Raw genomic sequence first — 25,183 nt, forward strand, 5'->3', positions numbered from 1 at the left:
CTTCAGAGGTCGCTATGCTATACATTGTTCGTCTCATTCTTACCGTTATCTACTGCATTCTGGTTTGTGTTTTCGGCTGCATCTATTGCCTGTTCAGTCCGCGTAATCCTAAACATGTCGCCACCTTTGGCCATATGTTTGGCCGCCTTGCGCCGCTGTTTGGTCTGAAGGTGGAAAAACGCCTGCCGGAAGGCGCGGAGCAGTTCGGCAACGCCATCTATATCGCTAACCATCAGAACAACTACGATATGGTGACCGCCGCAAACATCGTACTGCCGCCAACCGTGACGGTGGGGAAAAAGAGTCTGCTGTGGATCCCGTTTTTCGGTCAGCTCTATTGGCTGACGGGTAACTTGTTGATTGACCGTAATAATCGAGCCAAAGCACATGGCACTATTGCGGAAGTGGTGAATCACTTTAAGAAACGCAAAATCTCAATCTGGATGTTCCCGGAAGGGACGCGCAGCCGCGGCCGTGGCCTGCTGCCGTTTAAGACCGGTGCGTTTCATGCTGCAATTGCGGCAGGTGTTCCAATTATTCCCGTGTGTGTTTCTAATACTTCTAATAAGATTAATCTTAACCGCCTGAATAACGGGTTGGTCATTGTCGAAATGCTGCCGCCGGTGGATACCAGTAAATATGGCAAAGATCAGGTGCGCGAACTGGCAGCCCATTGCCGTGAGCTGATGGCTCAGCATATTGCGTTGCTCGACAAAGAAGTCGCAGAGAGAGAAGCCGCCGGTAAGATCTAACCCGGCGTTATAAGGGAAAACGAATTCCCGCGTTGTTAGTCGTTTCAGATGGAGCTTATATGTCATTCAGTCGGCGTCAGTTTATTCAGGCTTCGGGGATCGCCCTTTGTGCAGGTGCGATACCGCGGACAGCCAGCGCCGCCGGGCAGCAACAGCCGCTGCCCATTCCGCCGTTGATTGAATCCCGTCGCGGGCAGCCGCTTTTCCTCACGCTACAGCGTAGCCACTGGTCCTTTACTCAGGGAACGCGCGCGCAGATATGGGGAATCAATGGGCGCTACCTTGGCCCAACCATTCGCGTGTGGAACGGCGATGACGTTAAGCTGATTTACAGTAACCGGACGACTGAAAATGTTGCGATGACCGTCAGCGGGCTGCAGGTGCCGGGGCCGCTGATCGGCGGCGCGGCGCGCATGATGTCGCCAAACGCCGACTGGGCGCCCGTCCTCCCTATCCGCCAGAGCGCGACCACGCTGTGGTACCACGCCAATACGCCGAACCGCACCGCCCAGCAGGTCTACAACGGCCTCGCCGGGATGTGGCTGATTGAGGATGAGGTGAGTAAATCGCTGCCGATCCCGAATCACTACGGCGTGGATGATTTCCCGGTCATTATTCAGGATAAACGCCTCGATAACTTCGGTACGCCGGAATACAGCGAGCCGGGCAGCGGCGGCTTCGTCGGCGATACGCTGCTGGTCAACGGCGCGCAAAGCCCGTATGTTGAAGTCTCGCGTGGCTGGGTGCGCCTGCGTCTGCTGAACGCCTCCAACTCGCGCCGCTATCAGCTGCAGATGAGCGACGGCCGCGCGCTGCACGTGATTTCAGGCGATCAGGGTTTTTTACCCGCGCCGGTTTCCGTTAAACAGCTGGCGCTCTCGCCGGGTGAACGTCGTGAAATCCTGGTGGATATGACCAACGGGGATGAAGTCTCCGTCACCTGTGGTGAAGCGGCGAGCATTGTTGACCGCATTCGCGGATTCTTTGAGCCGTCGAGCATTCTGGTCTCTACGCTGGTATTAACCCTGCGCCCGACAGGTCTGCTGCCGCTGGTGACCGATAGCCTGCCAATGCGTCTGCTGCCGCAGGAGATCATGAGCGGCTCGCCGGTGCGCAGCCGCGATATCAGCCTGGGCGACGATCCGGGTATTAACGGCGCGCTGTGGGACGTCAACCGCATCGACATTACCGCGCAGCAGGGGACCTGGGAGCGCTGGACGGTGCGTTCAGACATGCCGCAGTCGTTCCACATTGAAGGGGTGTCATTCCTGATCCGCAACGTCAACGGCGCAATGCCGTTCCCGGAAGATCGCGGCTGGAAAGACACCGTCTGGGTGGACGGTCAGGTTGAACTGCTCGTCTACTATGGTCAGCCTTCATGGCCGCACTTCCCGTTCCTGTTCCACAGCCAGACGCTGGAGATGATGGACAGGGGATCTGTGGGGCAGATGCTGATTAATCCGGCACCTTAACCCCAACATTCCCGGTTCGCCGGGAATGGTTTATGCCCGCCAGAAAAAGCGCGAGAACAGGATCAGCACCGGGTAAATTTCCAGACGCCCTAAGATCATCGCCGCGCACATCAGCAGTTTTGCCCCTTCTGTTAACGTGCCAAACGTTGACGCCGTCTCGCCAAACCCCAGCCCCATGTTGTTGATGCAGGCGGCAACCGTTGCGAATGACGTAAACAGGTCGTAGCCCATCAGATTGAGCGACCAGACAAAAAAGCCTGTGATCATCACGTAGAGAAAAAAGAAGCTCCATACCGAGCGCACGACGCGGTCATTCACCACGCTTTTGCCCACCTTGACGCTCAGCAACGCCCGTGGATGCGCCAGCTGGTTCATCTCCTGGATAGACTGTTTGAACATAATGAGAAAACGCAGGGCTTTGATCCCGCCGCAGGTCGAGCCTACGCAGCCGCCAAAAAAGCTGGCGCTCAACAGCAGGAAAATGGTGTGTGCAGGCCATTGGGCATAATCGGCTGTCGAAAGGCCGTTATCGGTCATCATCGAACTGGCAAGGAAGAAGGCGTGCACCAGGCTATCGGTGGCGTTGTACATCCCGGCGTGCCAGACCTGCCAGGCGGTGATGACGATAATTACCGCGGCGGCGCTCAGAAAGAATTTAACCTCAGGGCTGCGGCGAATCGGTTTCAGGGTGCGTCTGACAATGGCGACGTACCAGAGGGTGAAGTTGAACGCGGAGAGCAGTGAAAACGCCCCGGCGACAAGCTCAATGGCATGGCTGTCATAAAACCCAATGCTCTCGCTGCGGGTGGAGAATCCGCCCAACGACACGGTCGAAAGCCCGTGACAGAGGGCGTCAAAAAAGGACATCCCCGCCAGCCAGTAGGCCAGGGTGCAGGCCACGCCCAGCGCGAAGTAGGTCACCCACAGGGTGCGCGCGGTATCGGCAAGGCGGGGAGTCAGACGCTCCTCCTTGAACGGCCCCGGCATTTCGGACTGATAGAGCTTCATGCCGCCGATGCCCAGCAGCGGCAGGACCGCGACGGCCAGCACGATGACGCCTAACCCGCCGATAAAATTCAGCTGAGCGCGGTAATAAAGGTACGATTTGGGCAGGGCACTGACGTCCCCGATCACTGTTGCCCCTGTGGTGGTGATCCCGGATACCCCTTCAAAGAGCGCGTCGGCAAAGGAGAGCTGCAGCCCGTCATCCATCCAGAGCGGCATGGCGCTAATGACTGAAAACAGCAGCCAGAACAACACGATAATCACAAAACCGTCGCGGGTACGTAGCTGTATGCCCGCGTGACGTGTAGCCCGCCATGCCAATCCGCCAAGGCTAAAAAAGGTTAAAAAGGTGGTCAGAAAGGCAAAGTAGGTCCGCTCTTTATTCAGCAGGGCGATAACCATCGGCGGCAGCATGGAAAGGCTGTACAGCAGAACCAGAAAACCGCAGAGGTGAAGGACAACCCGCAGCTGGGATACATGTAACGAATCGTTGGGCTTCACAACAGAGCTCCGCGCAATAACACGTTCCGGGGCAACTCACCGGAAAATAGAGTGAATATTATGATTCAAAATTATCAGGGCGCCGTATTTTAACGACTTCTATGAATATCTGCCTGCTTCATGCATCCTTTTCTTCAAATCTGGCGGATGAACAGCGTATAATCCCGCTCCTTTTGTCTATTTTTTCTTCGGAAGCATTATGAGCGCAATTTCCCTGATCCAGCCGGATCGTGACCTCTTCTCCTGGCCCCAGTACTGGGCGGCCTGCTTTGGACCGGCGCCGTTCCTGCCGATGTCCCGGGAAGAGATGGACCAACTGGGCTGGGATAGCTGCGACATCATTCTGGTCACGGGCGATGCCTACGTTGACCACCCGAGCTTTGGTATGGCGATTTGTGGTCGTATGCTCGAAGCGCAGGGCTTCCGTGTGGGGATCATCTCCCAGCCTGACTGGAACAGCAAAGACGACTTTATGCGTCTGGGTAAACCGAACCTGTTCTTCGGTGTGACCGCAGGCAACATGGACTCGATGATCAACCGCTATACCGCCGACCGTAAGCTGCGCCATGACGACGCCTACACGCCGGATAACGTGGCGGGAAAACGCCCGGACCGCGCCACCCTGGTCTATACCCAGCGCTGTAAAGAAGCCTGGAAAGACGTCCCGGTGATCCTGGGCGGCATCGAGGCGAGCCTGCGCCGCACCGCGCACTACGACTACTGGTCAGATACCGTTCGCCGCTCGGTGCTGGTGGATTCCAAGGCCGACATGCTGATTTACGGTAACGGCGAGCGTCCGCTGGTGGAAGTGGCGCACCGTCTGTCGCAGGGTGAACCGGTGAGCAGCATCCGCGACGTGCGCAATACCGCGCTCATGGTGAAAGAGGCGCTGCCGGGCTGGAGCGGGGTGGATTCCCGCATCATTGATATGCCGGGCAAAATCGACCCTATCCCGCACCCGTACGGCGAAGATCTGCCGTGTGCCGATAACAAACCGGTTGAGCCGAAAAAAGCGGAAGCGAAGGCTATCGTTGTGCAGCCGCCGCGCCCGAAACCGTGGGAAAAGACCTACGTGCTGCTGCCGTCCTACGAGAAGGTGAAAGCCGACAAGGTGCTCTACGCGCACGCGTCCCGTATTCTGCACCATGAAACCAACCCGGGCTGCGCCCGCGCGTTGATGCAGAAGCACGGCGAGCGCTTTATCTGGATCAACCCGCCGGCGATCCCGCTCTCCACCGAAGAGATGGACAGCGTCTTTGCGCTGCCGTACAAGCGCGTGCCGCACCCGGCGTACGGTAACGCCCGTATCCCGGCGTATGAGATGATCCGCTTCTCGATCAACATCATGCGCGGCTGCTTCGGCGGCTGTTCCTTCTGCTCCATTACTGAACACGAAGGCCGTATTATCCAGAGCCGCTCTGAAGATTCGATCATCAATGAGATCGAAGCGATTCGCGACTCGGTGCCGGGCTTTACCGGCGTGATCTCCGATCTCGGTGGCCCAACCGCAAACATGTACATGCTGCGCTGCAAGTCGCCGCGCGCGGAGCAAACCTGTCGTCGCCTCTCCTGCGTCTATCCGAGCATTTGCGAGCATATGGATACCAACCACGAGCCGACGATCAACCTCTACCGCCGCGCGCGCGACCTGAAGGGCATCAAGAAGATCCTGATCGCTTCCGGGGTACGTTACGACATCGCCGTGGAAGATCCGCGCTACATCAAAGAGCTGGCGACGCACCACGTCGGCGGCTATCTGAAAATTGCCCCGGAGCACACTGAAGAAGGCCCGCTGTCGAAAATGATGAAGCCGGGCATGGGCAGCTACGATCGCTTTAAAGAGCTGTTCGACACCTATTCGAAGCAGGCGGGTAAAGAGCAGTATCTGATCCCGTACTTCATCTCCGCCCACCCGGGCACGCGCGATGAGGACATGGTCAACCTGGCGCTGTGGCTGAAGCAGCGTCGCTTCCGTCTGGATCAGGTGCAGAACTTCTATCCGTCACCGCTCGCCAACTCGACGACCATGTATTACACCGGCAAGAACCCGCTGAGTAAGATTGGCTACAAGAGTGAAGAGGTGGTGGTGCCGAAAGGGGATAAACAGCGTCGTCTGCATAAAGCGCTGCTGCGTTACCACGATCCGAAAAACTGGCCGCTGATCCGTCAGGCGCTGGAAGATATGGGTAAAAAACACCTGATCGGCTCGCGACGCGACTGCCTGGTACCGGCCCCGACGCTGGATGAGATGCGCGAAGCGCGTCGCCAGAACCGCAATACGCGCCCGGCGCTGACCAAGCACACGCCGATTGTGCATCAGCGTTCGAACGGTGGGGCGGGAACGAAGAAGAACGTAAAACGTAAGACGGGTTAAACCTGTAACAATGCCCGGTGGCGCTGTCGCTTACCGGGCCTACAGGTCAGCGCGTAGGCCGGGTAAGGCGAAGCCGCCACCCGGCTTTTTTACGCACTTAACCGCCAAACTGATCCGGATCCGGGCCTAAACGTTTACCTTTATCCAGCTTCGCAATCTCACCCAGCTCATCTTTATCCAGCCGGAAGTCCCAGACGTCGAAGTTCTCGGCGATGCGCGACGGCGTGACCGATTTCGGGATCACCACCAGTCCATTATCCAGATGCCAGCGAATGACGATTTGCGCCGGGCTTTTGCCGTATTTATCCGCCAGCTCACGGATAATTTTCTGATCGAATACCCCTTCGCCGCCCTGCGCCAGCGGGCTCCAGGATTCGGTCTGGATCTTATGCGTGGCGTTCCAGGCATGAAGCTGGCGCTGTTGCAGCAGCGGGTGCAGCTCAATCTGGTTGATGACAGGCGCAACACCGGTTTCATCAATCAGACGCTGCAGGTGATGCACCTGGAAGTTACAGACGCCGATGCTTTTCACCAGCCCCTCTTTTTGCAGGTCAATCATCCCTTTCCAGGCATCAACATAGTGATCGATAGCCGGAACCGGCCAGTGCATCAGCCAGAGATCGACGAAATCGAGCTGGAGCTTTTCCAGGCTCTCCTGCAGGGCTTCGCGAGGGCGCTTTTGATCGTCGTTCCACAGTTTAGTCGTGATGAATAACTCATCGCGGGGGATGCCAGCGCTGGCCAGTGCGGTCCCCACGCCGTCCTCGTTTTTGTACGCGGCGGCGGTATCAATCGACCGATAGCCGACTTCCAGGGCTTTATGAATGGCGGAGACGACCTCGTCGTTACCGGCTTTCCATACACCTAGCCCCAACTGGGGCATCACGTTGCCGTCCTGCAGCTTGATTACGGTTTGGTTTGCCATTTTTCCTCCTTCAGGTGCGCATCGTCAGAGGGGGACTCCGACGATGGGGTGTGCATTAAGTCTGGACGAAATGTCAAAAAACGAAAGTCGGGAGGGCAAAAACGCTTAGCGCGCCGCTTCGTAAATGCGACGGCTGACGTCCAGCGTAATGTCGCCGTGCTCGCCCAGTTGGGTCATGCCGTGCTCTTCAAGTTTTGCCAGCAGAGCAGGGATGGAGCTGCCGTCCAGACCGTAGCCAGACAGACGCGTTGGCACGCCCAGACCTTCAAAGAAGCTGCGGGTCGCTTCGATGGCGGCATCAATACGCGCATCGTCAGAACCCTCGGTGATGTTCCACACGCGCTCGGCGTACTGCAGCAGCTTGGCACGCTTGGTGTCGCGTTTTTCATTCCACAGGGCAGGCAGAACGACCGCCAGCGTCTGGGCGTGATCCAGACCGTGCATCGCCGTCAGCTCGTGGCCCAGCATGTGGGTCGCCCAGTCCTGCGGCACGCCAGCGCCGATCAGGCCGTTCAGCGCCTGGGTTGCCGCCCACATCACGTTGGCACGCACGTCGTAGTTTTCCGGTTCTTTAAGCGCTTTCGGGCCGTCTTCGACCAGCGTCAGCAGAATGCCTTCCGCGAAGCGATCCTGGATTTTGGCATCGACCGGATACGTGACGTACTGCTCAACGGTATGAACAAAGGCATCGACCACGCCGTTCGCCACCTGACGCGCAGGCAGGGTGTAGGTATACACCGGATCCAGAATGGCAAACACAGGCTGAACGTGTTCGTTCATAAAGGCCTGCTTGTCACCGGTCGTTTTACGGGAGATCACCGCGCCCTTGTTGGATTCAGAGCCGGTCGCTGGCAGGGTCAGCACGGAGCCCATCGGGATGGCGCTTTTAATGTCGCTGCCGCGGGTTTCCAGAATGTGCCACGGATCGATGACGTCAGCGTAGTGCGCTGCCGCCGCGATGAATTTGGTGCCGTCCAGCACGGAGCCGCCGCCGACCGCCAGCAGGAAGGTGATGTTGTCTTCGCGGGCGATTTTCACCGCGTTCATCAGCGTTTCATAAGACGGGTTTGGCTCGATGCCGCCGAACTCACGCACGTCCAGTCCGTCCAGGGCGCTGTAAACCTGATCCAGCACGCCGGTTTTTTTCACGCTGCCGCCACCGTAGGTGATCAGCACGCGGGCGTCAGCGGGGATTTGCGCGCGCAGGTCGGCGATGGCGTCTTTACCAAACAGAATGCGGGTTGGGGTGTGAAGATTAAAGTTGTTCATTGCTCGTTCCCTTTAGTGGGTGAAAAACCGTGGTGGCGCAGAGGGCTACCTGATGCTGCACATTGTGGCCGCCCGGGGCTATCCTCTCAATGCACATTCCTGCCGATGTCTTGCCCATTTCTACAGAGCGCTGGAGAAAGCGCGGAAAACGACGCACACTGTCAGCGTCGGAAACCGTACCCGGAGTAACGTAATATGAACCGTGAAGCGATCTGCCATCAGCTCACTACGCAGATTAAAAGACTGATAGATAACGAAAAGGGTGTCAGTAACCTGCTTCCTGACATTCGCCTGCTCTACGGCACGCAGCCCGGGACGCGCACGCCGGTGATGTACCAGCCGGGCATCGTTTTTCTCTTCTCGGGCCATAAAATTGGCTATATCAACGAGCGCGTGTTCCGCTACGACACCAATGAATACCTGCTTCTGACAGTACCTTTACCCTTCGAATGTGAAACCTTCGCGACAGAGGCGGTTCCACTGGCCGGTATTCGCGTCAACGTCGATATTCTTCAGCTGCAGGAGCTGCTGATGGAGATTGGTGAAGACGAGTTTTTCCAGCCTTCAATGGCGGCAAGCGGGATTAACTCAGCGACGCTGTCGGAGGAGATCCTCTGCGCCATTGAACGTCTGCTGGACGTGATGGAAAGGCCGCTGGACGCGCGTATTCTCGGCAAGCAGATTATCCGTGAAATTATTTACCATGTGCTGCTGGGGCCGGGAGGCGGTGCGTTACTGGCGCTGGTGAGCCGACAGACCCACTTCAGCCTGATCAGCCGCGTGCTCAAGCGTATCGAAAGCCAGTACACGGAAAACCTCAGCGTCGACCAGCTGGCGGCGGAAGCGAACATGAGCGTCTCGGCGTTTCACCATAACTTCAAATCGGTGACCAGCACCTCGCCGCTGCAGTACCTCAAAACCTACCGTTTGCACAAGGCGCGGATGCTGATGATCCACGACGGCATGAAGGCCAGCGCGGCGGCGATGCGGGTGGGTTATGAAAGCGCGTCGCAGTTCAGTCGGGAGTTTAAGCGCTATTTCGGCGTCACGCCGGGAGAAGATGCGTCGCGCATCCGAACCATGCAGGGAGCTTAGGCTTTTTTCCCTCTCCCTATGGGGAGAGGGTGAGGAGATCAAGCGCTGCAGTACTTTTTCTTAATCACCACCGCAATCGTCCCTACCAGCCCCGCCACCAACAGGAACATCGGCAGCACCATCAGGAAGGTCATCACCTGGTCTTCATGCTGTTTCACAAACGGGATCATGTTCAGCGCGTAGCCGAGTGTGGTGACTACACCAACCCACAGCAGGGCGCTCAGCCAGTTGAAGAACTGGAAACGGCGGTTCGACAGGCCGGAAATGCCCGCCATGGTGGGCAGAAGCGTGCGAACAAATGCCAGGAAACGCCCGGCGAGCAGCGCCAGCAGGCCGTGCCGGTCAAACATGCAGGTCGCACGCTGATGATATTTATGCGGCAACTGCGCCAGCCAGCCTTTTACGACGCGGGTATTCCCAAGCCAGCGGCCCTGTAAATAGCTCAGCCAGCAGCCCAGGCTGGCGGCTGACGTGAGGATCACCATCGTCGGCGTGAAGTCCATCACTCCCTTGCCGATTAACGCGCCTGCGAGCAGAAGCAGGCTGTCACCGGGGAGAAACGAGGCTGGCAGTAATCCATTTTCCAGAAACAGCGTCGCGAACATCACGAAGTAAACAATCCCCACGACGTGCGGATCCGCCAGCGCGGCAAAATCGTGTTGCCAGAGCGCCGCAATAATATCTTGAATAACAGCCATGGACTTTCCTGTGGAACAGCAGATATAACGCTATTGTACTCCCGAATTGGCCCGCTGGGGTTGATCGCGGACGCAACTCATGCAGACTTTTCTGCTTGCAGTGTTCACAAAAACGTCCAGGAGTACATTTTCAGCCTGCACTCTACACGATACGTTCAAACCCTGCTGACAAATCCGCAATTAAATCGTCCACATTTTCTAAACCAATATGCAATCGAATCAGCGTGCCGCTGAAGTCCACTTCGCCGCCGGGGCGCAGGGCCGCAATTTGTTCCGGCTGGTTAGGCAGGATCAGGGATTCAAAGCCGCCCCAGGAGTAGGCCATGCTGAAGAGGGTAAAATTATCCAGATAGCTTGCCAGCTCGTCGTTGTTCAGCCGCTTTTTCAGCACGAAGGAGAACAGGCCGCTGCTGCCCGTAAAGTCACGTTGCCAGAATTCGTGACCTTTACTGCCCGGCAGCGCAGGGTGATTCACGCGCTCCACCTGCGGATGCTGCGCCAGCCACTCGGCAACTCTCAGGCTGCTTTCATGGTGTTGACGCAGACGAACTCCCAGCGTGCGGATGCCCCGGCTGGTCATGTAGGCCGTGTCTGCGTCCACCATTTGCCCCATCAGATAGGCGTTTTCACGCAGCTGATCCCAGCAGCGCGCGTTGGAGACCGCCGTGCCAATCATGCCGTCCGAGTGCCCAATCAGGTATTTTGTCGCCGCCTGAATCGAAATATCAATATCGAATTCCAGCGCCTTAAACAGCACGCCTGCCGCCCAGGTGTTGTCGATCATGATAATCGCATCCGGCGCTTTGCTGCGCACGGCCTTCACGATGGCAGGCACGTCGTGCACTTCCATGGTGATTGAGCCGGGAGATTCCAGGAACACAATGCGCGTGTTTGGCTGAATAAGTTCGGCAATGCCTTCCCCGATCAGCGGGTCAAACCAGCCGGTGGTCACGCCGAGCTTACTGAGGATTTTGGTGCAGAAATCCTGGCTTGGCTCGTAGGCGGTGTTGGTCATCAGGATATGATCGCCCTGTTCCACAAACGCCAGAATGGTGTTGGCAACCGCCGCCGCGCCGCAGGGGAACAGTGCACAGCCCACGCCGCCTTCCAGCTCGCACATGGCTTCCTGTAGAGAAAAATGGGTTAGCGTGCCGCGACGACCATAAAACAGGCCGCCTTTCGCGCGATTGCGCGTGGCGATTTTTTTCTCCTCAACCGTATCAAACACCAGCGAGGAAGCGCGTTGAATCACGCTGTTTACCGATCCCTGGGTGTATTTCTTGCTGCGTCCTGCCTGCACCAGCGTGGTATCAAGATGCTTCTTTGTCATGTTCGCTAACCCTGTTTTTTATACGTCTGGACGTCCAGACTACCACGATTGTAAAAATGTGCACCCGGATGCTTATCGAATAAGCAGAAAATATTATGAAAAATACGCATAAGAAATTTTTACTGCGTAAGCGCAAGGAATGTGAGCGAAAATTACGGCACTATGTAAATACTAATGAGAACTACTATCAATTCGACGACGTTTTGATATTATTACGCTCAGATTTTGTGATTTGCGTCCTGGAGATACAGAGTGGGTAATAATTTGATGCAGACGGATCTCTCCGTTTGGGGCATGTATCAACATGCTGACATCGTGGTTAAGATTGTGATGATCGGCCTGATTCTGGCGTCCGTTGTCACCTGGGCTATTTTCTTCAGCAAGAGCGCCGAGCTGCTTTCTCAGAAGCGCCGCCTTAAGCGCGAACAGCAGCAGCTGGCCGAAGCCCGCTCTCTGGATCAGGCTTCTGATATGACCTCATCCTTCCATGCGAAAAGCCTGACCAGCATGTTAGTTAATGAAGCACAGAACGAGCTGGAACTCTCCGCAGGCAGTGAAGATAACGAAGGCATTAAAGAACGTACCGGCTTCCGTCTGGAACGCCGCGTAGCCGCCGTCGGTCGTCATATGGGCCGCGGTAATGGTTATCTGGCGACCATCGGGGCGATTTCTCCTTTCGTCGGCCTGTTCGGTACCGTCTGGGGCATCATGAACAGCTTCATCGGCATCGCGCAGACTCAAACGACTAACCTGGCGGTGGTTGCACCAGGCATCGCAGAAGCGCTGCTGGCAACGGCCATTGGTCTGGTTGCCGCGATCCCTGCGGTCGTAATCTATAACATCTTCGCGCGTATGATTGGCAGCTACAAAGCCACGCTCGGTGACGTTGCTGCACAGGTTCTGCTGCTGCAAAGCCGTGACCTGGACCTCAACGCCAGCTCCGTTAAACCGGTGCATGCGGCCTCTAAACTGCGCGTAGGTTGATCGTATGGCAATGCGTCTAAACGAAAATCTGGACGATAACGGTGAAATGCATGAGATCAACGTGACGCCGTTTATCGACGTCATGCTGGTTCTGCTGATTATCTTTATGGTGGCAGCGCCGCTGGCGACGGTCGACGTGAAGGTGAATCTCCCGGCCTCGTCCAGCCAGCCGCAGCCGCGCCCGGAAAAGCCTATCTATCTGTCGGTGAAAGCGGATAAATCTATGTTCCTGGGTAACGACCCGGTAACGGATGCGTCAGTCATTCCGGCGCTGGATCAGCTGACCGGCGGCAAGAAAGACACCACCGTCTTCTTCCGTGCAGATAAGACCGTCGACTATGAAACCATGATGAGGGTGATGGACACGCTGCATCAGGCGGGGTACCTGAAGATAGGTCTGGTCGGCGAAGAAAAAGCGACCGCGAAATAAAACGAAGAGCTGACGAAAGTCAGCTTTTTTTTGCAAAACGCTAAGCCTGTCGTTTACTTCTGCAAGGGGTCGGCGTGCACGTCTTCGTCAAGCGCGACGTGGGTGACGTTTGAGGTGTGATAATCCCCCTCAGACAGTTTACGGGTCAGGCGCAGCGTCGCGGTCTCTCTCGCCAGCAGATACTGATAATTGGCCTCCAGACGTCCCAGAAGCTTCTCTTTCAACTCCGGGCGCTGCTCGATGATGGCATTCATCACGGCACCGTAGATCTCTTCTTTCACCTGTAACGGGTATATTTCGCGGCGGTTCTGCCATTTCAGGCGCACGAGCGTGGCCGGGATCGATACCAGATCCTGGGTAATACGCGTCATCTCTTCATTTTTACTCTTTTTTAATGCTTCGAGATTTTGCTTTAAGATAAATTCATCGCTTTTTTTATCATCTAAAGTCAAATAGACATTATTATCATTAACTGGTTTCACGTTAATCTTCCCCGAAGTCATAAAAAATTGGGGCATTTTTTTCTCGAGTAATTAAATTAAGCCAAATTTCATTACCCATTTCGTTTATTTCTTTGGTCTTTTCAGCCATTATTTGACTGAGCTGCTGGGCATCTATTTCACCTTCGGCTTGCAGGTCATTCAGCAGGTGCGCTAAGGCTTCAATTTTCACAGCGCGAAATAAACGGTCTTTAATATGGCGGTCGTGCTCCTCCAATACCATATTACGGGATTTGCCCGTTCGGGAAACACCAATTAATATGTCAGACTCGAAATCGGAGAGCTTTCTTTTTCCCTGAGTAAAATTAGCCTCTTTTTCTTCTTTCGTCGGTTGCTGTTCCACAGGCGCAATGTGGTACTTAGCCGGGACGAGACTGTCGGGCAGCATTTTTTAATTTCCTTTAATTTCAACAGGGTGGGGTTGGTAAAGGCGTGAGATTCGTTGACAATAACATGAGGCAATTTTAAAATCAAAAAAAATGGAGCCTACCCATGAACAGCATTTTCTTTACGGTCATCACATTACTATTACTGACCGCTGGTGTGCTTTTATTGATGCAAGAGTTCAATAAAACGAAAGTGTCGAAAGACGCCAGTGAACCGCCGCAACCTGAGTTGATGACAAAAGAGGAAGGAGAAGATCATTTCTCTGTATTGATGAACTCGGTGACACCGGTTTGGTACTGGCGGGTGAACCATGAATATATCGACTTTTTGCACGCGACAATTAAGCGGATGAAAATGTCAGAAATTAATGACACGCCGGGGTTGTTTGAAGCGCAGCGTCGTTGCAGCGACCTGAATTCCGCTGTCTATAAATATTATGACAATATCAAAAAGCGCTGTCTTAATGGCGAGAAAGTCTCGTATTCCGACCTGGATGTATTAAACCTGCGTCAGTGTTTTCGCGAGTTCAGTCTGGAAGCCTACCCGGAGCTGGTGGTATTGGTCTGGCCGGAGTACGCGCGACCGGAGGTTAACCCGGAAGAGGTGTAGGCGTGGTGTTGGTTAGTTGTTGCAAACAGTAAGCGTCGTTGAGATATACTGCCCGCTGGTTTCGATTGCAGACAGGACTCTATGGAACGCTTTTTTGAAAACGCAATGTACGCCTCTCGCTGGCTACTGGCACCCGTCTATTTTGGCCTTTCTCTGGCACTGGTCGCGCTGAGCATAAAGTTCTTCCAGGAAATTTTTCACGTCTTACCAGACATCTTCTCCATCGCCGAAGCGGACCTGATTCTGGTGCTGCTGTCGCTGGTGGACATGACGCTGGTGGGCGGATTGCTGGTGATGGTGATGTTCTCTGGCTATGAGAACTTCGTTTCCCAGCTTGATATCGCCGAGCACAAAGAGAAGCTCAACTGGCTGGGTAAAATGGATGCCTCGTCGCTGAAGAACAAAGTGGCTGCGTCGATTGTGGCGATCTCCTCTATTCATCTGTTACGCGTGTTTATGGACGCGAAAAACGTCCCGGATAACAAACTGATGTGGTATGTGATCATCCACCTGACGTTTGTGCTGTCTGCGTTTGTGATGGGGTATCTGGATAAGATCAGTAAGAAATAATTTCCCCCTCACCCTAACCCTCTCCCACAGGGAGAGGGCCGGGGTGAGGGCATCAGACCGCACTATTTATCCGACGACGCCTGCCACAGATTCAACTCCCCATCCGCCACATGCTGGTCAATCCGCTTGAGTTCGTCCTGCGTAAAGCGCAGGTTTTCCAGCGCCTGAACGTTCTCCTCCAGCTGTTCCGGACGGCTCGCACCTATCAGCACCGACGTCACGCGTTCATCTTTGAGCAGCCAGCTCAACGCCATCTGCGCCATGGTTTGCCCACGTGCATGCGCCATTTCATTCAGCAGGCGCAGGCTGTTCAGGTTGGCTTCGGTCAGCATTTTTTCCGTCAGGCCGCGCACCTTTTTGCCTTCGCGCTGCATGCGTGAACCTTCAGGAATTCCGTTCAGGTATTTCCCGGTCAGCAGGCCCTGCGCCAGTGGGGTGAAGGCGATACAGCCCGTCCCGTTTGCTTCAAGCGCATCCAGCAAACCGGTCTTGTCGACCCAGCGGTTAAGCAAGTTGTAAGATGGCTGGTGGATCAGCAGCGGGATTTTCCACTCGCGCAGCAGCTCGGCCATTTTCTGCGTGCGCTCGGTTGAGTAGGAGGAGATGCCCACATACAGCGCTTTGCCGCTTTGTACGGCGTGCGCCAGCGCTGAGGCCGTCTCTTCCATTGGCGTGTTTTCATCCACGCGGTGAGAATAGAAAATATCCACATACTCCACGCCCATACGCTTCAGGCTTTGGTCGAGACTGGCGAGCAGATATTTACGTGAACCGCCGGAACCATACGGCCCCGGCCACATGTCGTAGCCCGCTTTGGTGGAGATAATCAGCTCGTCGCGATACGCGGCAAAATCTTCGCGCAGGATGCGGCCAAAATTCTCCTCGGCGCTGCCCGCCGGTGGCCCGTAGTTATTGGCGAGATCAAAATGGGTGATGCCGAGGTCGAAAGCTTTATGCAACAGCGCCCGCTGGGCATCCAGCGGCTGGACGTGACCGAAGCTATGCCACAGTCCCAGTGACAGCGCGGGCAGACGCAGGCCACTTTTCCCGCAGTAGCGGTACTGCATATTCTCATAGCGGCCGGTGTAAGGGTGCCAGGACATGATGTCTCCTTTCTTATAGATGAATTTTCGAAACAGCGTTTTCATTCTGAACTTATCACATCACCCATTACATCACTAAGCGTGGGCATAATGGTTAACGGCAGCTGTGTGACCTGTGAAGCCACACTAATTAAAAATAATCACAAAAGGTTATAATTTCCGCGCTCCCTGCCGATAACGAGAGTAGTACTCGCCTTTGGGCGAACTCACCCTCTCGGCAAGGAAGATTTATGAATATGCTCCGTAATTTCACGATCCGCTTCGTCATGCTGACGATTCTTGGGATCTTTTGTTTAATGTGGGCGGGGGTTGGGCTATACAGCACCTGGTCACTGTCTCGTGTTTCTGATGGTAACGAAGTGGATCGGCAGCTGGTCAAACAGATGACGGTACTCAGTCAGGGTAACGATCAGTATTTCCGATTCGTCACCCGTTTGAGCCGCGCAATGGACGTCAAAGCCGCAGGCGGCACGCCGGACCTGGCCTCTGCCCAACAGGCGCTGGATAACATGAGTAAGAAGCTGGCCGAAATGAAGGCCATCTCCCCCGGTCCCATGGACGAACAGGTTTCTGCTCAGGTCATTAGCAGCTGGCAGGCGCTGCTCGATCGGGGCGTAACCCCGCAGATGCAGCAGGCTAAGCAGTCGCTGGACGGCTATCGTCAGCAGGCCAACAACGTCACGCCACCGCTGAGCCGCGCGTTTGGTGCCGCGGCGGAAAACTTTAACAACGCCGCCGCGAAGTCGCTCGACAGCACCCGCGTGGTGGTGGACGGCCTGACCAGCATGACCCGCACGGTGATTATCGTCGCCACGATTATTGGCCTGCTGATCCTGCTTTTCACCGACCGTTACCTGGTGGCGATGCTGGTGAAACCGCTGGCTCGTATTCGCCAGCAGTTCCGCCAGATTGCCCAGGGCGATCTCAGCCAGCCGATTGAGCCGTTTGGCCGCAACTGCGTGGGACAGCTGGTTCCCTTACTGAGCGCCATGCAGGACAGCCTGCGTGAAGCGGTCAGCACCATCCGCTCCGGCAGCGAAAATATCTGGCGCGGTGCGACGGAGATCTCCAGCGGGAACAACGATCTCTCGTCCCGCACGGAAGAGCAGGCCGCCGCGCTGGAAGAGACCGCCGCGAGTATGGAGCAGCTTACGGCGACGGTAAAACTGAACGCCGAAAGCGCACGTCAGGCCAGCGAGCTGGCGGACGTGGCTTCGACGACCGCCAGCCGTGGCGGTTCGCTGGTAGAAGACGTGGTCACCACCATGAGCGGTATTTCTGACAGTTCGAAGAAGATCGCGGAAATTACCACCGTGATTAACAGCATTGCGTTCCAGACCAATATTCTGGCGCTCAACGCAGCGGTTGAGGCAGCGCGCGCAGGGGAACAGGGGCGTGGCTTCGCCGTGGTTGCGGGTGAAGTGCGTAATCTGGCCAGCCGCAGCGCCAATGCCGCAAAAGAGATTGAAGGGCTGATCGCGGACTCCGTTTCCCGCGTCGAGCAGGGCGCGCAGCTGGTGAACGACACCGGCACGACGATGGAAGCGATTCTGCGCGACGTGACCGAGGTGACGACCATCATGAAGCAAATTGCGTCTGCGTCAGAAGAGCAAAGTAAGGGCATTTCTCAGGTGGGCATCGCTATCACCCAGATGGATGGCGTCACTCAACAGAACGCCTCGCTGGTTGAAGAGGTTTCCGCGGCGGCCGCCGCGCTGGAACGCCAGACTGAAGAGCTTCAGCGCTCGGTGCAAAAATTCCGCCTCACCGCATAGCCTTATCGGGTCGGGTCGCCTGTCGCGGCCTGACCCCTTATCCCCCTGAAAGACGATCCCGCTGAATCACCTGCGTCACCTGTGACAGTTGGCCTATCCTTACCTCACTTGACCGCTGGAATTTGCTTTTATCAATCAGCAGCAGCGACTGGCCTGCGCGGCTTAACAGCAGTGATTTAAAGACCGCGTTATGCTCCACCGGATCCCACAGCGTGCCCTGCTCATCAACGCCTTCGCAGGAGAAGATAAACAGGTCAATCTCCAGCCCTTTAAGCTGTGTAAGCAGCGCCGGATTGACGTAGCAGCGATACTTGCGATCAAGCGTGCCGCCGGAGCAGATAAGCGTGATCCGCTCGCGTTTTGCCATCTCATGACAGATCGGCAGGCTATTGGTAAAGACGGTGAGTTCGATATCCGGGAGCTGGCGCGCCAGGTGAAAGCAGGTCGAACTGGCATCGAGGGCGATGGTCATCCCTTCGCTGATCCAGTCCAGCGCGTGACGGGCGATATCGACTTTATCGGCGTAATGGCTTTTTAAGCGCGCGCCAAACGGCTCTCCGCTGTCGCGGCTGTTCGGATGGATAAGCCGCGCGCGGCCGTGCTGGCGCAGGATCTTACCCTGCTGCTGAAGGGCATTCAGATCGCGACGGATCGTCTCCCTGCTGACGGCGAGTGTTTCTGCCAGCGCGTCAGTGGTTAGCCAGTCGCAGCAGCCCAGCAGTTCAAGAATGTTCTGCTGTCGGGTCAGCTTCATGCGTCAGCCCATTCTGATAGAAATAAAAATGATTCTTGCTAAATAGCTGCGCCGAATAGTAGATCACTTAAAGGGAACTCAGCCCGAATTGTGCGATCTGATCAATCGCCAAATCAAAACAAATCACCAACCGGACTGAGCGATGCCGATCATAGCACCAATACCCCGCGACGAACGCCGCCTGATGCAAAAAGCTATCCATAAAACACGCGATAAAAATTATGCCCGCAGACTCACCGCTATGCTGATGCTGCACCGGGGTAACAGTGTTAGTTGCGTTGCCAGAACGCTCTGTTGCGCCCGTTCATCTGTTGGGCGCTGGATTAACTGGTTCACGTTATCGGGTGTGGAAGGCCTCAAATCCTTACCGGCAGGACGCTCCCGACGCTGGCCTTTTGAGCATATTTGCACCTTGTTACGTGAACTGATAAAGCACTCTCCCGGCGATTTTGGTTATCAACGTTCACGCTGGAGCACCGAATTACTGACAATAAAAATCAATGAGATAACCGGGTGTCAGTTGCATGCAGGCACTGTGCGTCGCTGGTTGCCCTCTGCCGGACTGGTATGGCGCAGGGCTGCGCCAACGTTGCGTATCCGCGATCCGCATAAGGACGAAAAGATGGCGGCAATCCATAAAGCACTGGACGAATGCAGCGCAGAACACCCGGTCTTTTATGAGGATGAAGTGGATATCCACCTTAATCCCAAAATCGGTGCAGACTGGCAGTTGCGTGGACAACAGAAACGCGTGATAACGCCGGGGCAGAATGAAAAATACTATCTGGCCGGAGCGCTGCACAGCGGCACGGGCAAAGTCAGCTATGTGGGTGGAAACAGCAAGAGTTCGGCACTCTTCATCAGCCTGCTGAAGCACCTGAAAGGCACATATCGACGGGCAAAAACCATCACGCTCATCGTGGATAACTACATTATCCATAAAAGCCATGAAACACAGCGGTGGCTGAAAGGGAACCCGAAGTTCAGAGTGATTTATCAGCCAGTTTACTCACCGTGGGTAAACCATGTTGAGCGGTTATGGCAGGCGCTGCATGACACGATAACGCGTAATCATCAGTGCCGTTCAATGTGGCAGCTACTGAAAAAGGTTCGTCATTTTATGGAAACCGTCAGTCCCTTCCCGGGAGGACAGCATGGACTGGAAAAAGTGTAGCGGTATTAGGCGCAGCTATTTAGTTTATCGGGACTTGTAAATATGCCGTTGAAAAACGAGAGGATATAAAGCGAGAGAACGCCGGGCAAGCACCGTAGCGCCCGGCGTAAATTATCAGTGCGTGGCTTCACCAATCAGCGCGCCAGCGCCTGCGCCAACGGCTGCACCTTTCAGTACGCTATTGCCCGTCACTGCTGCTGTACCCGCCCCAACGACTGCGCCCACGGCACCGCCCTTACGCGCATCTTTGCCTTTTTCACCGTTTTTAAACATGGCACCCGTACCCGCACCAACGACCGCGCCGCCTACTGTGGATTTCAGGTCTTTGCCCGTGGCGGCACCAATCGCCGCACCGGCAACGGCGCCAGCGGCAGTTTTGTCCATCGCCATACCCGAGGTAGAAATAATGAGGGTGCTGATAACCAGCGCTGTTTTGATGAATTTCATAACAGATCCTTTGTAATAGCTGTTGGTTGATACTTCGCTTCTCACGGCCAGGCGTGAGAGAAGAGGGCGAATAGTGCCAGTAATACCGGCTCAACCTTTAAGCTAATCATGCCCTGGGCAAGGATCGTTATTACCGGGCGGTGGCCCGCCCGGCAGAGCGTCAGGCCTGACGCTTATCTTCCGTATTCGTCTCGAAGTCGCTCGCCGCGTGGCGTTCGTGGAGCTGCTCGTTCAGCTCGCCGCTGGTGCGGTTAACGATGCGTCCGCGCTTAACGGCATGGCGATTCGCCACGTCTTTCGCCCAGCGCTGCACGTGAGTGTACTTCTCTGCATCCAGGAATTCGGCGGCGTTATAAACGCTGCCCAGCGCCACGCAGCCGAACCATGGCCAGATGGCGATATCCGCGATGGTGTACTCCTCGCCCGCCACGTAACGACCGCGCGCCAGCTGTTTATCCAGCACGTCGAACAGGCGCTTGGCTTCCATGGTGAAGCGGTCAATCGCGTACTCAATTTTCACCGGCGCGTAGTTGTAGAAGTGGCCAAAGCCGCCGCCGAGGAACGGCGCCGCGCCCTGCAGCCAGAACAGCCAGTTCAGCGTCTCGGTGCGTCTCGCCGGATCTTTCGGCAGGAAGTGACCGAATTTCTCTGCCAGGTAAAGCAGGATATTGCCGGATTCAAATACGCGCGTCGGCGGGTTTGTAGAGTGGTCACGCAGCGCCGGGATTTTCGAGTTCGGGTTCACGTCGACAAACCCGCTGGAGAACTGGTCGCCTTCGCCGATGCGGATCAACCACGCGTCGTACTCCGCGCCCGTCACGCCCAGCGCCAGCAGCTCTTCGAGCATGATCGTCACTTTCTGGCCGTTAGGTGTTCCCAAAGAGTAGAGCTGCAGTGGGTGAGAGCCTACGGGCAAATCCTTCTCATGCGTCGCGCCGGAGATCGGGCGGTTAATATTGGCGAACGCGCCGCCGCCGTTCTTTTTCCATTCCCACACTTTCGGTGGCTGATACGTGTTGTCTGACATGTTGGCCTGCCTTTTTAGTGATGTGTTGAGGGAGTTTAGCAGGAGATGAACCGACCGTTTAACGATGTGAGCGCAATGGTCAGGGGAGGTGTATGATAAATCCACCTCTGTCAGGTTAATTACAACGTGCAGACGACGACAACCCTTAAAAATATTGCCGCCTGCCTGTTTTAGGTTGGATACATGCGTAAAGGAAAGTTAAGCAGTGATGCGCCATTCGGGACGTTGTTAGGCTATGCGCCCGGTGGCGTGGCGATTTACTCTTCAAATTACGGCAGTCTGGACCCGCGAAAATACCCGGAAGACGCAGATTTTCGCAGCTATATCGGCAACGAATACATGGGCCACAAGTGGCAGTGCGTTGAGTTTGCCCGCCGTTTCCTGTTCCTCAACTATGGCTTTGTGTTTACCGACGTCGGCATGGCGTGGGAAATCTTCTCCCTGCGCTTTTTGCGTCAGGTGGTGAACGATAACATCCTGCCCCTTCAGGCTTTTGCCAACGGTTCGAAACGCGCGCCGCGCGCCGGGGCGCTGCTGATCTGGCAAAAGGGCGGCGAGTTTCACGAGACCGGCCACGTGGCGGTGATCACCCAGCTTCTCGACGATAGGGTGCGTATTGCGGAGCAGAACGTGATTCACTCCCCGCTGCCGCTCGGGCAGCAGTGGACGCGCGAGCTGCGTCTGAGCGTGGAGAACGGGTGTTACACCATCCATGACACCTTCAACGACACGGAGATCCTCGGCTGGATGATCCAGACCGACGACACGGAACACAGCATTCCCCAGCCGGAAATCGACGGCGAACTGCTGAAAATCAGCGGCGCGCGGCTGAAAAACAAACGTCAGTTCGACGGAAAATGGCTTAACGAAAATGACGCGCTGCAGCAGGCATATATCCGCGCCAACGGCCATGTGATCAACAAAGATCCCTGCCAGTACTTCACCATTACCGAAAGCGCCGAGCAGGAGCTGATCAAGGCCACCAACGAACTGCACCTGATGTACCTGCACGCGACGGACAAGGTGCTGAAAGACGACAGCCTGCTGGCGCTTTTCGACATCCCGAAAATCCTCTGGCCGCGCCTGCGCCTCTCCTGGCAGTGGCGCCGCCACCATATGATCACCGGTCGTATGGATTTCTGCATGGATGAGCGCGGCATTAAGGTTTACGAGTACAACGCGGACTCCGCGTCCTGTCACACGGAAGGCGGGCTGATCCTCGAAGAGTGGGTGAAAAACGGCTATCGCGGCAACGGGCACAACCCGGCGGAAGGGCTGCTGGAAGAGCTGACCGGCGCATGGAAGCACAGCCACGCGCGGCCGTTCGTGCACATCATGCAGGACAACGATGTCGAAGAGGACTATCACGCGCTTTTTATTCAGCGTTCGCTGATGCAGGCCGGGTTCGAGACCAAAATCCTGCACGGGCTGGAGGCGCTCAGCTGGGATGCCGCCGGACAGTTGATTGACGATGAAGGCCGCCATGTCAACTGCGTGTGGAAAACCTGGGCGTGGGAGACGGCGATAGAGCAGATCCGCGAGGTCAGCGAAACCGAATACGCCGCCGTGCCGATCCGCACCGGGCATCCCGAGGGCGAGGTGCGCCTGATTGACGTTCTGCTGCGCCCGGAGGTGCTGGTCTTCGAACCGCTGTGGACCGTGATCCCCGGCAACAAGGCGATTCTTCCGGTCCTGTGGCAGCTGTTCCCGAATCACCGCTACCTGCTCGACACCGATTTTGAGGTTAACGACCTGCTGAAACAGTCCGGATACGCCGTCAAGCCGATTGCCGGACGCTGCGGCAGCAATATCGATCTCATCAGCGCTCAGGACGAACTGCTGGACAAATCCAGCGGCAAGTTTGTTGACCGTAAAAACATCTACCAGCAGCTGTGGTGCCTGCCGAAGGTCGACGGCAAATACATACAGGTCTGTACCTTTACCGTGGGCGGGAACTACGGCGGAACCTGCCTGCGCGGCGATGACTCGCTGGTGGTGAAAAAAGAGAGCGATATCGAGCCGCTAGTGGTAGTGCACGATTAGATATCAATCGTAGCCCAGATGTATCTGGGCTACATGATTCCTTATTTATTTCATGGGTAGATAGTTTTCTACTATTGCGTTGATTTCGGAAGGAAGGCTTTCTTTAAAATAAGAAAAGTTAGTTGCATTTCTATCAATAAATACACGGATTATATAATGGATAGTTTGATACTGATTAAGTTTATACCCACATTCATCAAGACGTTTTGCTGTATAGCTATTGTTAAGGTTTTTAACAAGAAGTTTAACCTCTGTTTTTTGTATATCCTTAAATGCTACATCTGTTTGTATATCAATGCAAAATTGATCTTTATTGAAATGTGAGTTAACTAGTTTATTTAATTCATCTTTAATTGATGCGATGAGTTCTTTCGAAGTTGTATCATTTATAGTAACGTTTTTAACGTAATATTTTTTCTCGAACACTTTTGACCAAGGACGTCTTTCGATAATGTCATTGAGTATTTTTTTATTGCTCGAAATATTGTTTGTTTTATCTATCCACAATCCCAGTTTTTCATTGAGAAAATGGTCGTCGCTACAATCAAGATAGAAATCAGACATTAGATGTTCCGGGTTTTGCCCTGAAGCTTTTTTTGTTCGCAGTTCGTCAATGATAAGATTCTTCTGGGCGGTGGACTTCATATTCTCGCAAAGTTTATTAAGCATTGATGAAATGGAACGATTAGTTTTATGAAAATAAATTTGAGAAAAAAGACTTGATCTTGCTCCAATGAACTCGACAACAGAGTCAATTCCGCTCTCTTTATAAGCTAGAAAAAGTTTACCTTCTGATTCTACAGGTACAATAGACATAAAAAGTCTATTGTAGTCATAAATCCCACTCTTTACACCTGAGAAATAACTGTCTCTTAGCAGATAATCCATCCTGTCGGCATCAATTGGGCAGGATGATATGATAGATGTTAATAAAGGAAGTAAATCAATTTCATTTTTGCCAATTTTGCACGAAATTTTTCTGTCGCCATATTCTTTTTCAATAATTTTTAAAACATTTTCTGTGTTGATGTTTCCCAGAAGATTTTTTTCTTTATTTATGTCAGCGAAAATCATTGATGCAAAAATTAAAGAGATATGCTCATGCTCTACGGGAGTATCGTCTTTTTCTATGAGGTTGAATATTTCATGATGTTTATTTTTTAAGAAAGATTTTAGTTCATTCTTTGTCGGCATAAAACTTTCAAACTGATGCGACATTGGACCATGCCCTACATCATGAAGGAGTGCAGCTAATCTTAATTCTTGTATATGACAACTGGGGATTTCATTGATATAACAAAAGACATGCCCATCTTGATATTTATTATTATATCTAATGGCATTGAGTCGAAGGTTTTCTATTATTTCATATGATAAATGTAGAACACCTAATGAGTGTTCGAATCGGCTATGAACAGCGGATGGAAAAACTTTATACAGAAAAGAGTTTTGTTTAATGTTTCTTAATCGTTGAAATAAAGGGTGGTCAATAACTGCCATTTCTAAATTCGTAAGTCTTATAATCCCGTGTATTGGATCAAGGATTTTACGAGTTAAATCATTCTCGAATTCCATTAATGGCTCCAAAGATATTGGCTGTGCTTTAAAGTGTGATATGTAGAAAACAATGCTTGTCAACTAACTGATTTATAAAATCATTAATATAGGATATGAGGTTTTAAGCAATTTTGAATTCTGGTTATGTGAAGTTGATCAAGATTTTGATGCTAAAAAGTACTTTGTGTATCATTTTTAACAGAGCCTGAGTCACAGGTAACATCTTACAGTGAGTACTTTTTCTAAAAGATGAGAAGTATGATTTTGAGATTTTACGTTTATTCATATGAAAAGAGTGTGTTTTTGAGTCGGTTTTGCTGCATGGATACTTCAGTGAGAAAACGAAATGGTTATTTTGGAAATACTTTTTGACGGTGTAATTTGTTATTTTTGAGTTAGATA

23 protein-coding genes are annotated in these 25,183 nt (G+C 54.1%); 11 read left to right on the forward strand and 12 right to left on the reverse strand.

The window, feature by feature from the left end; genetic code table 11:
- Nucleotides 1-14: 14 nt before the first annotated feature.
- Together plsC and ftsP are read left to right on the forward strand one after the other, a co-directional pair.
- A complete protein-coding gene (gene plsC / locus EXW94_RS26700) occupies nucleotides 15-752 on the forward strand; it encodes a 1-acylglycerol-3-phosphate O-acyltransferase (RefSeq protein WP_010435607.1) in 738 nt (245 codons plus the stop codon).
- 59 nt (nucleotides 753-811) lie between these two features.
- Complete coding sequence (ftsP, locus tag EXW94_RS26705; protein ID WP_010435605.1) at nucleotides 812-2,224, forward strand: cell division protein FtsP; 1,413 nt, start codon at nucleotides 812-814, stop codon at nucleotides 2,222-2,224.
- 30 nt (nucleotides 2,225-2,254) lie between these two features.
- Here the strand turns inward: ftsP and EXW94_RS26710 are convergent, their stop codons facing one another.
- Nucleotides 2,255-3,730, reverse strand: coding sequence for a TrkH family potassium uptake protein (locus tag EXW94_RS26710; RefSeq protein ID WP_174341529.1), 1,476 nt, complete (start codon nucleotides 3,728-3,730; stop codon nucleotides 2,255-2,257).
- Between the two features lie 199 nt (nucleotides 3,731-3,929).
- Between EXW94_RS26710 and EXW94_RS26715 the strand changes: the two genes are divergently transcribed.
- Complete coding sequence (locus EXW94_RS26715) at nucleotides 3,930-6,104, forward strand: YgiQ family radical SAM protein (protein WP_174341530.1); 2,175 nt, start codon at nucleotides 3,930-3,932, stop codon at nucleotides 6,102-6,104.
- A 97-nt stretch (nucleotides 6,105-6,201) separates the two neighbouring features.
- On the opposite strand, the gene dkgA is transcribed toward EXW94_RS26715, so the two are convergent.
- Nucleotides 6,202-7,029 carry a 2,5-didehydrogluconate reductase DkgA gene (gene dkgA, locus EXW94_RS26720; RefSeq protein WP_174341531.1) on the reverse strand — a complete coding sequence of 276 codons (828 nt, stop codon included), beginning with the start codon at nucleotides 7,027-7,029 and terminating at the stop codon, nucleotides 6,202-6,204.
- A 105-nt stretch (nucleotides 7,030-7,134) separates the two neighbouring features.
- Entirely contained in the window at nucleotides 7,135-8,298 is a 1,164-nt protein-coding gene (yqhD, locus tag EXW94_RS26725) for an alcohol dehydrogenase (RefSeq protein WP_174341532.1), read from the reverse strand.
- A 195-nt stretch (nucleotides 8,299-8,493) separates the two neighbouring features.
- Here yqhD and EXW94_RS26730 point away from each other — a divergent pair, with 195 nt between their 5' ends.
- Complete coding sequence (locus EXW94_RS26730; RefSeq protein WP_010435596.1) at nucleotides 8,494-9,393, forward strand: AraC family transcriptional regulator; 900 nt, start codon at nucleotides 8,494-8,496, stop codon at nucleotides 9,391-9,393.
- Nucleotides 9,394-9,431: 38 nt separating this feature from the next.
- Here EXW94_RS26730 and yghB read toward each other — a convergent pair whose 3' ends face one another.
- Nucleotides 9,432-10,091 carry a DedA family general envelope maintenance protein YghB gene (gene yghB / locus EXW94_RS26735; RefSeq protein WP_089599576.1) on the reverse strand — a complete coding sequence of 220 codons (660 nt, stop codon included), beginning with the start codon at nucleotides 10,089-10,091 and terminating at the stop codon, nucleotides 9,432-9,434.
- Between the two features lie 142 nt (nucleotides 10,092-10,233).
- Nucleotides 10,234-11,421, reverse strand: coding sequence for a cystathionine beta-lyase (metC, locus tag EXW94_RS26740; protein ID WP_089599575.1), 1,188 nt, complete (start codon nucleotides 11,419-11,421; stop codon nucleotides 10,234-10,236).
- 252 nt (nucleotides 11,422-11,673) lie between these two features.
- Between metC and exbB the strand changes: the two genes are divergently transcribed.
- Nucleotides 11,674-12,405, forward strand: a complete 732-nt coding sequence (gene exbB, locus EXW94_RS26745) for a tol-pal system-associated acyl-CoA thioesterase (RefSeq protein WP_100166417.1) — start codon at nucleotides 11,674-11,676, stop codon at nucleotides 12,403-12,405.
- Between the two features lie 4 nt (nucleotides 12,406-12,409).
- Nucleotides 12,410-12,835 carry a TonB system transport protein ExbD gene (gene exbD / locus EXW94_RS26750; protein ID WP_174341533.1) on the forward strand — a complete coding sequence of 142 codons (426 nt, stop codon included), beginning with the start codon at nucleotides 12,410-12,412 and terminating at the stop codon, nucleotides 12,833-12,835.
- 53 nt (nucleotides 12,836-12,888) lie between these two features.
- Here exbD and EXW94_RS26755 read toward each other — a convergent pair whose 3' ends face one another.
- The gene (locus EXW94_RS26755; protein ID WP_120158633.1) at nucleotides 12,889-13,338 is read right to left on the reverse strand and encodes a cytoplasmic protein; all 450 of its coding nucleotides are present in this window, start codon (nucleotides 13,336-13,338) and stop codon (nucleotides 12,889-12,891) included.
- Nucleotides 13,319-13,723, reverse strand: coding sequence for a hypothetical protein (locus EXW94_RS26760; protein ID WP_010435585.1), 405 nt, complete (start codon nucleotides 13,721-13,723; stop codon nucleotides 13,319-13,321). The genes EXW94_RS26755 and EXW94_RS26760 overlap by 20 nt, the downstream gene beginning before the upstream one ends.
- A gap of 104 nt (nucleotides 13,724-13,827) precedes the next feature.
- Between EXW94_RS26760 and EXW94_RS26765 the strand changes: the two genes are divergently transcribed.
- The gene (locus EXW94_RS26765; RefSeq protein WP_042717810.1) at nucleotides 13,828-14,331 is read left to right on the forward strand and encodes an ESA_00282 family adhesion-associated protein; all 504 of its coding nucleotides are present in this window, start codon (nucleotides 13,828-13,830) and stop codon (nucleotides 14,329-14,331) included.
- Between the two features lie 81 nt (nucleotides 14,332-14,412).
- Nucleotides 14,413-14,901 (forward strand): TIGR00645 family protein, encoded by a 489-nt coding sequence (locus EXW94_RS26770; RefSeq protein WP_010435582.1) that lies wholly within the window; start codon nucleotides 14,413-14,415, stop codon nucleotides 14,899-14,901.
- Between the two features lie 62 nt (nucleotides 14,902-14,963).
- Here EXW94_RS26770 and EXW94_RS26775 read toward each other — a convergent pair whose 3' ends face one another.
- Complete coding sequence (locus tag EXW94_RS26775; RefSeq protein WP_174341534.1) at nucleotides 14,964-16,004, reverse strand: aldo/keto reductase; 1,041 nt, start codon at nucleotides 16,002-16,004, stop codon at nucleotides 14,964-14,966.
- A 230-nt stretch (nucleotides 16,005-16,234) separates the two neighbouring features.
- Between EXW94_RS26775 and EXW94_RS26780 the strand changes: the two genes are divergently transcribed.
- A complete protein-coding gene (locus tag EXW94_RS26780) occupies nucleotides 16,235-17,779 on the forward strand; it encodes a methyl-accepting chemotaxis protein (RefSeq protein ID WP_174341535.1) in 1,545 nt (514 codons plus the stop codon).
- 37 nt (nucleotides 17,780-17,816) lie between these two features.
- Here the strand turns inward: EXW94_RS26780 and fucR are convergent, their stop codons facing one another.
- Nucleotides 17,817-18,533 (reverse strand): L-fucose operon activator, encoded by a 717-nt coding sequence (gene fucR / locus EXW94_RS26785; protein WP_108416243.1) that lies wholly within the window; start codon nucleotides 18,531-18,533, stop codon nucleotides 17,817-17,819.
- Between the two features lie 142 nt (nucleotides 18,534-18,675).
- Between fucR and EXW94_RS26790 the strand changes: the two genes are divergently transcribed.
- The gene (locus tag EXW94_RS26790) at nucleotides 18,676-19,707 is read left to right on the forward strand and encodes an IS630 family transposase (RefSeq protein ID WP_174339222.1); all 1,032 of its coding nucleotides are present in this window, start codon (nucleotides 18,676-18,678) and stop codon (nucleotides 19,705-19,707) included.
- Nucleotides 19,708-19,821: 114 nt separating this feature from the next.
- Here the strand turns inward: EXW94_RS26790 and EXW94_RS26795 are convergent, their stop codons facing one another.
- Together EXW94_RS26795 and yghU are read right to left on the reverse strand one after the other, a co-directional pair.
- The gene (locus tag EXW94_RS26795; protein WP_042717804.1) at nucleotides 19,822-20,154 is read right to left on the reverse strand and encodes a YMGG-like glycine zipper-containing protein; all 333 of its coding nucleotides are present in this window, start codon (nucleotides 20,152-20,154) and stop codon (nucleotides 19,822-19,824) included.
- Between the two features lie 160 nt (nucleotides 20,155-20,314).
- Nucleotides 20,315-21,181: a glutathione-dependent disulfide-bond oxidoreductase gene (yghU, locus tag EXW94_RS26800; protein WP_174341536.1), complete on the reverse strand. Its 867-nt coding sequence runs from the start codon at nucleotides 21,179-21,181 to the stop codon at nucleotides 20,315-20,317.
- A gap of 183 nt (nucleotides 21,182-21,364) precedes the next feature.
- Here yghU and gss point away from each other — a divergent pair, with 183 nt between their 5' ends.
- Nucleotides 21,365-23,224 (forward strand): bifunctional glutathionylspermidine amidase/synthase, encoded by a 1,860-nt coding sequence (gss, locus tag EXW94_RS26805; protein ID WP_174341537.1) that lies wholly within the window; start codon nucleotides 21,365-21,367, stop codon nucleotides 23,222-23,224.
- 45 nt (nucleotides 23,225-23,269) lie between these two features.
- On the opposite strand, the gene EXW94_RS26810 is transcribed toward gss, so the two are convergent.
- Complete coding sequence (locus EXW94_RS26810) at nucleotides 23,270-24,799, reverse strand: HD domain-containing protein (RefSeq protein WP_174341538.1); 1,530 nt, start codon at nucleotides 24,797-24,799, stop codon at nucleotides 23,270-23,272.
- Nucleotides 24,800-25,183 lie beyond the last annotated feature (384 nt).

The sequence above is a fragment of the Enterobacter sp. JMULE2 genome, from assembly GCF_013337145.1.
Lineage (GTDB): Bacteria > Pseudomonadota > Gammaproteobacteria > Enterobacterales > Enterobacteriaceae > Enterobacter > Enterobacter mori.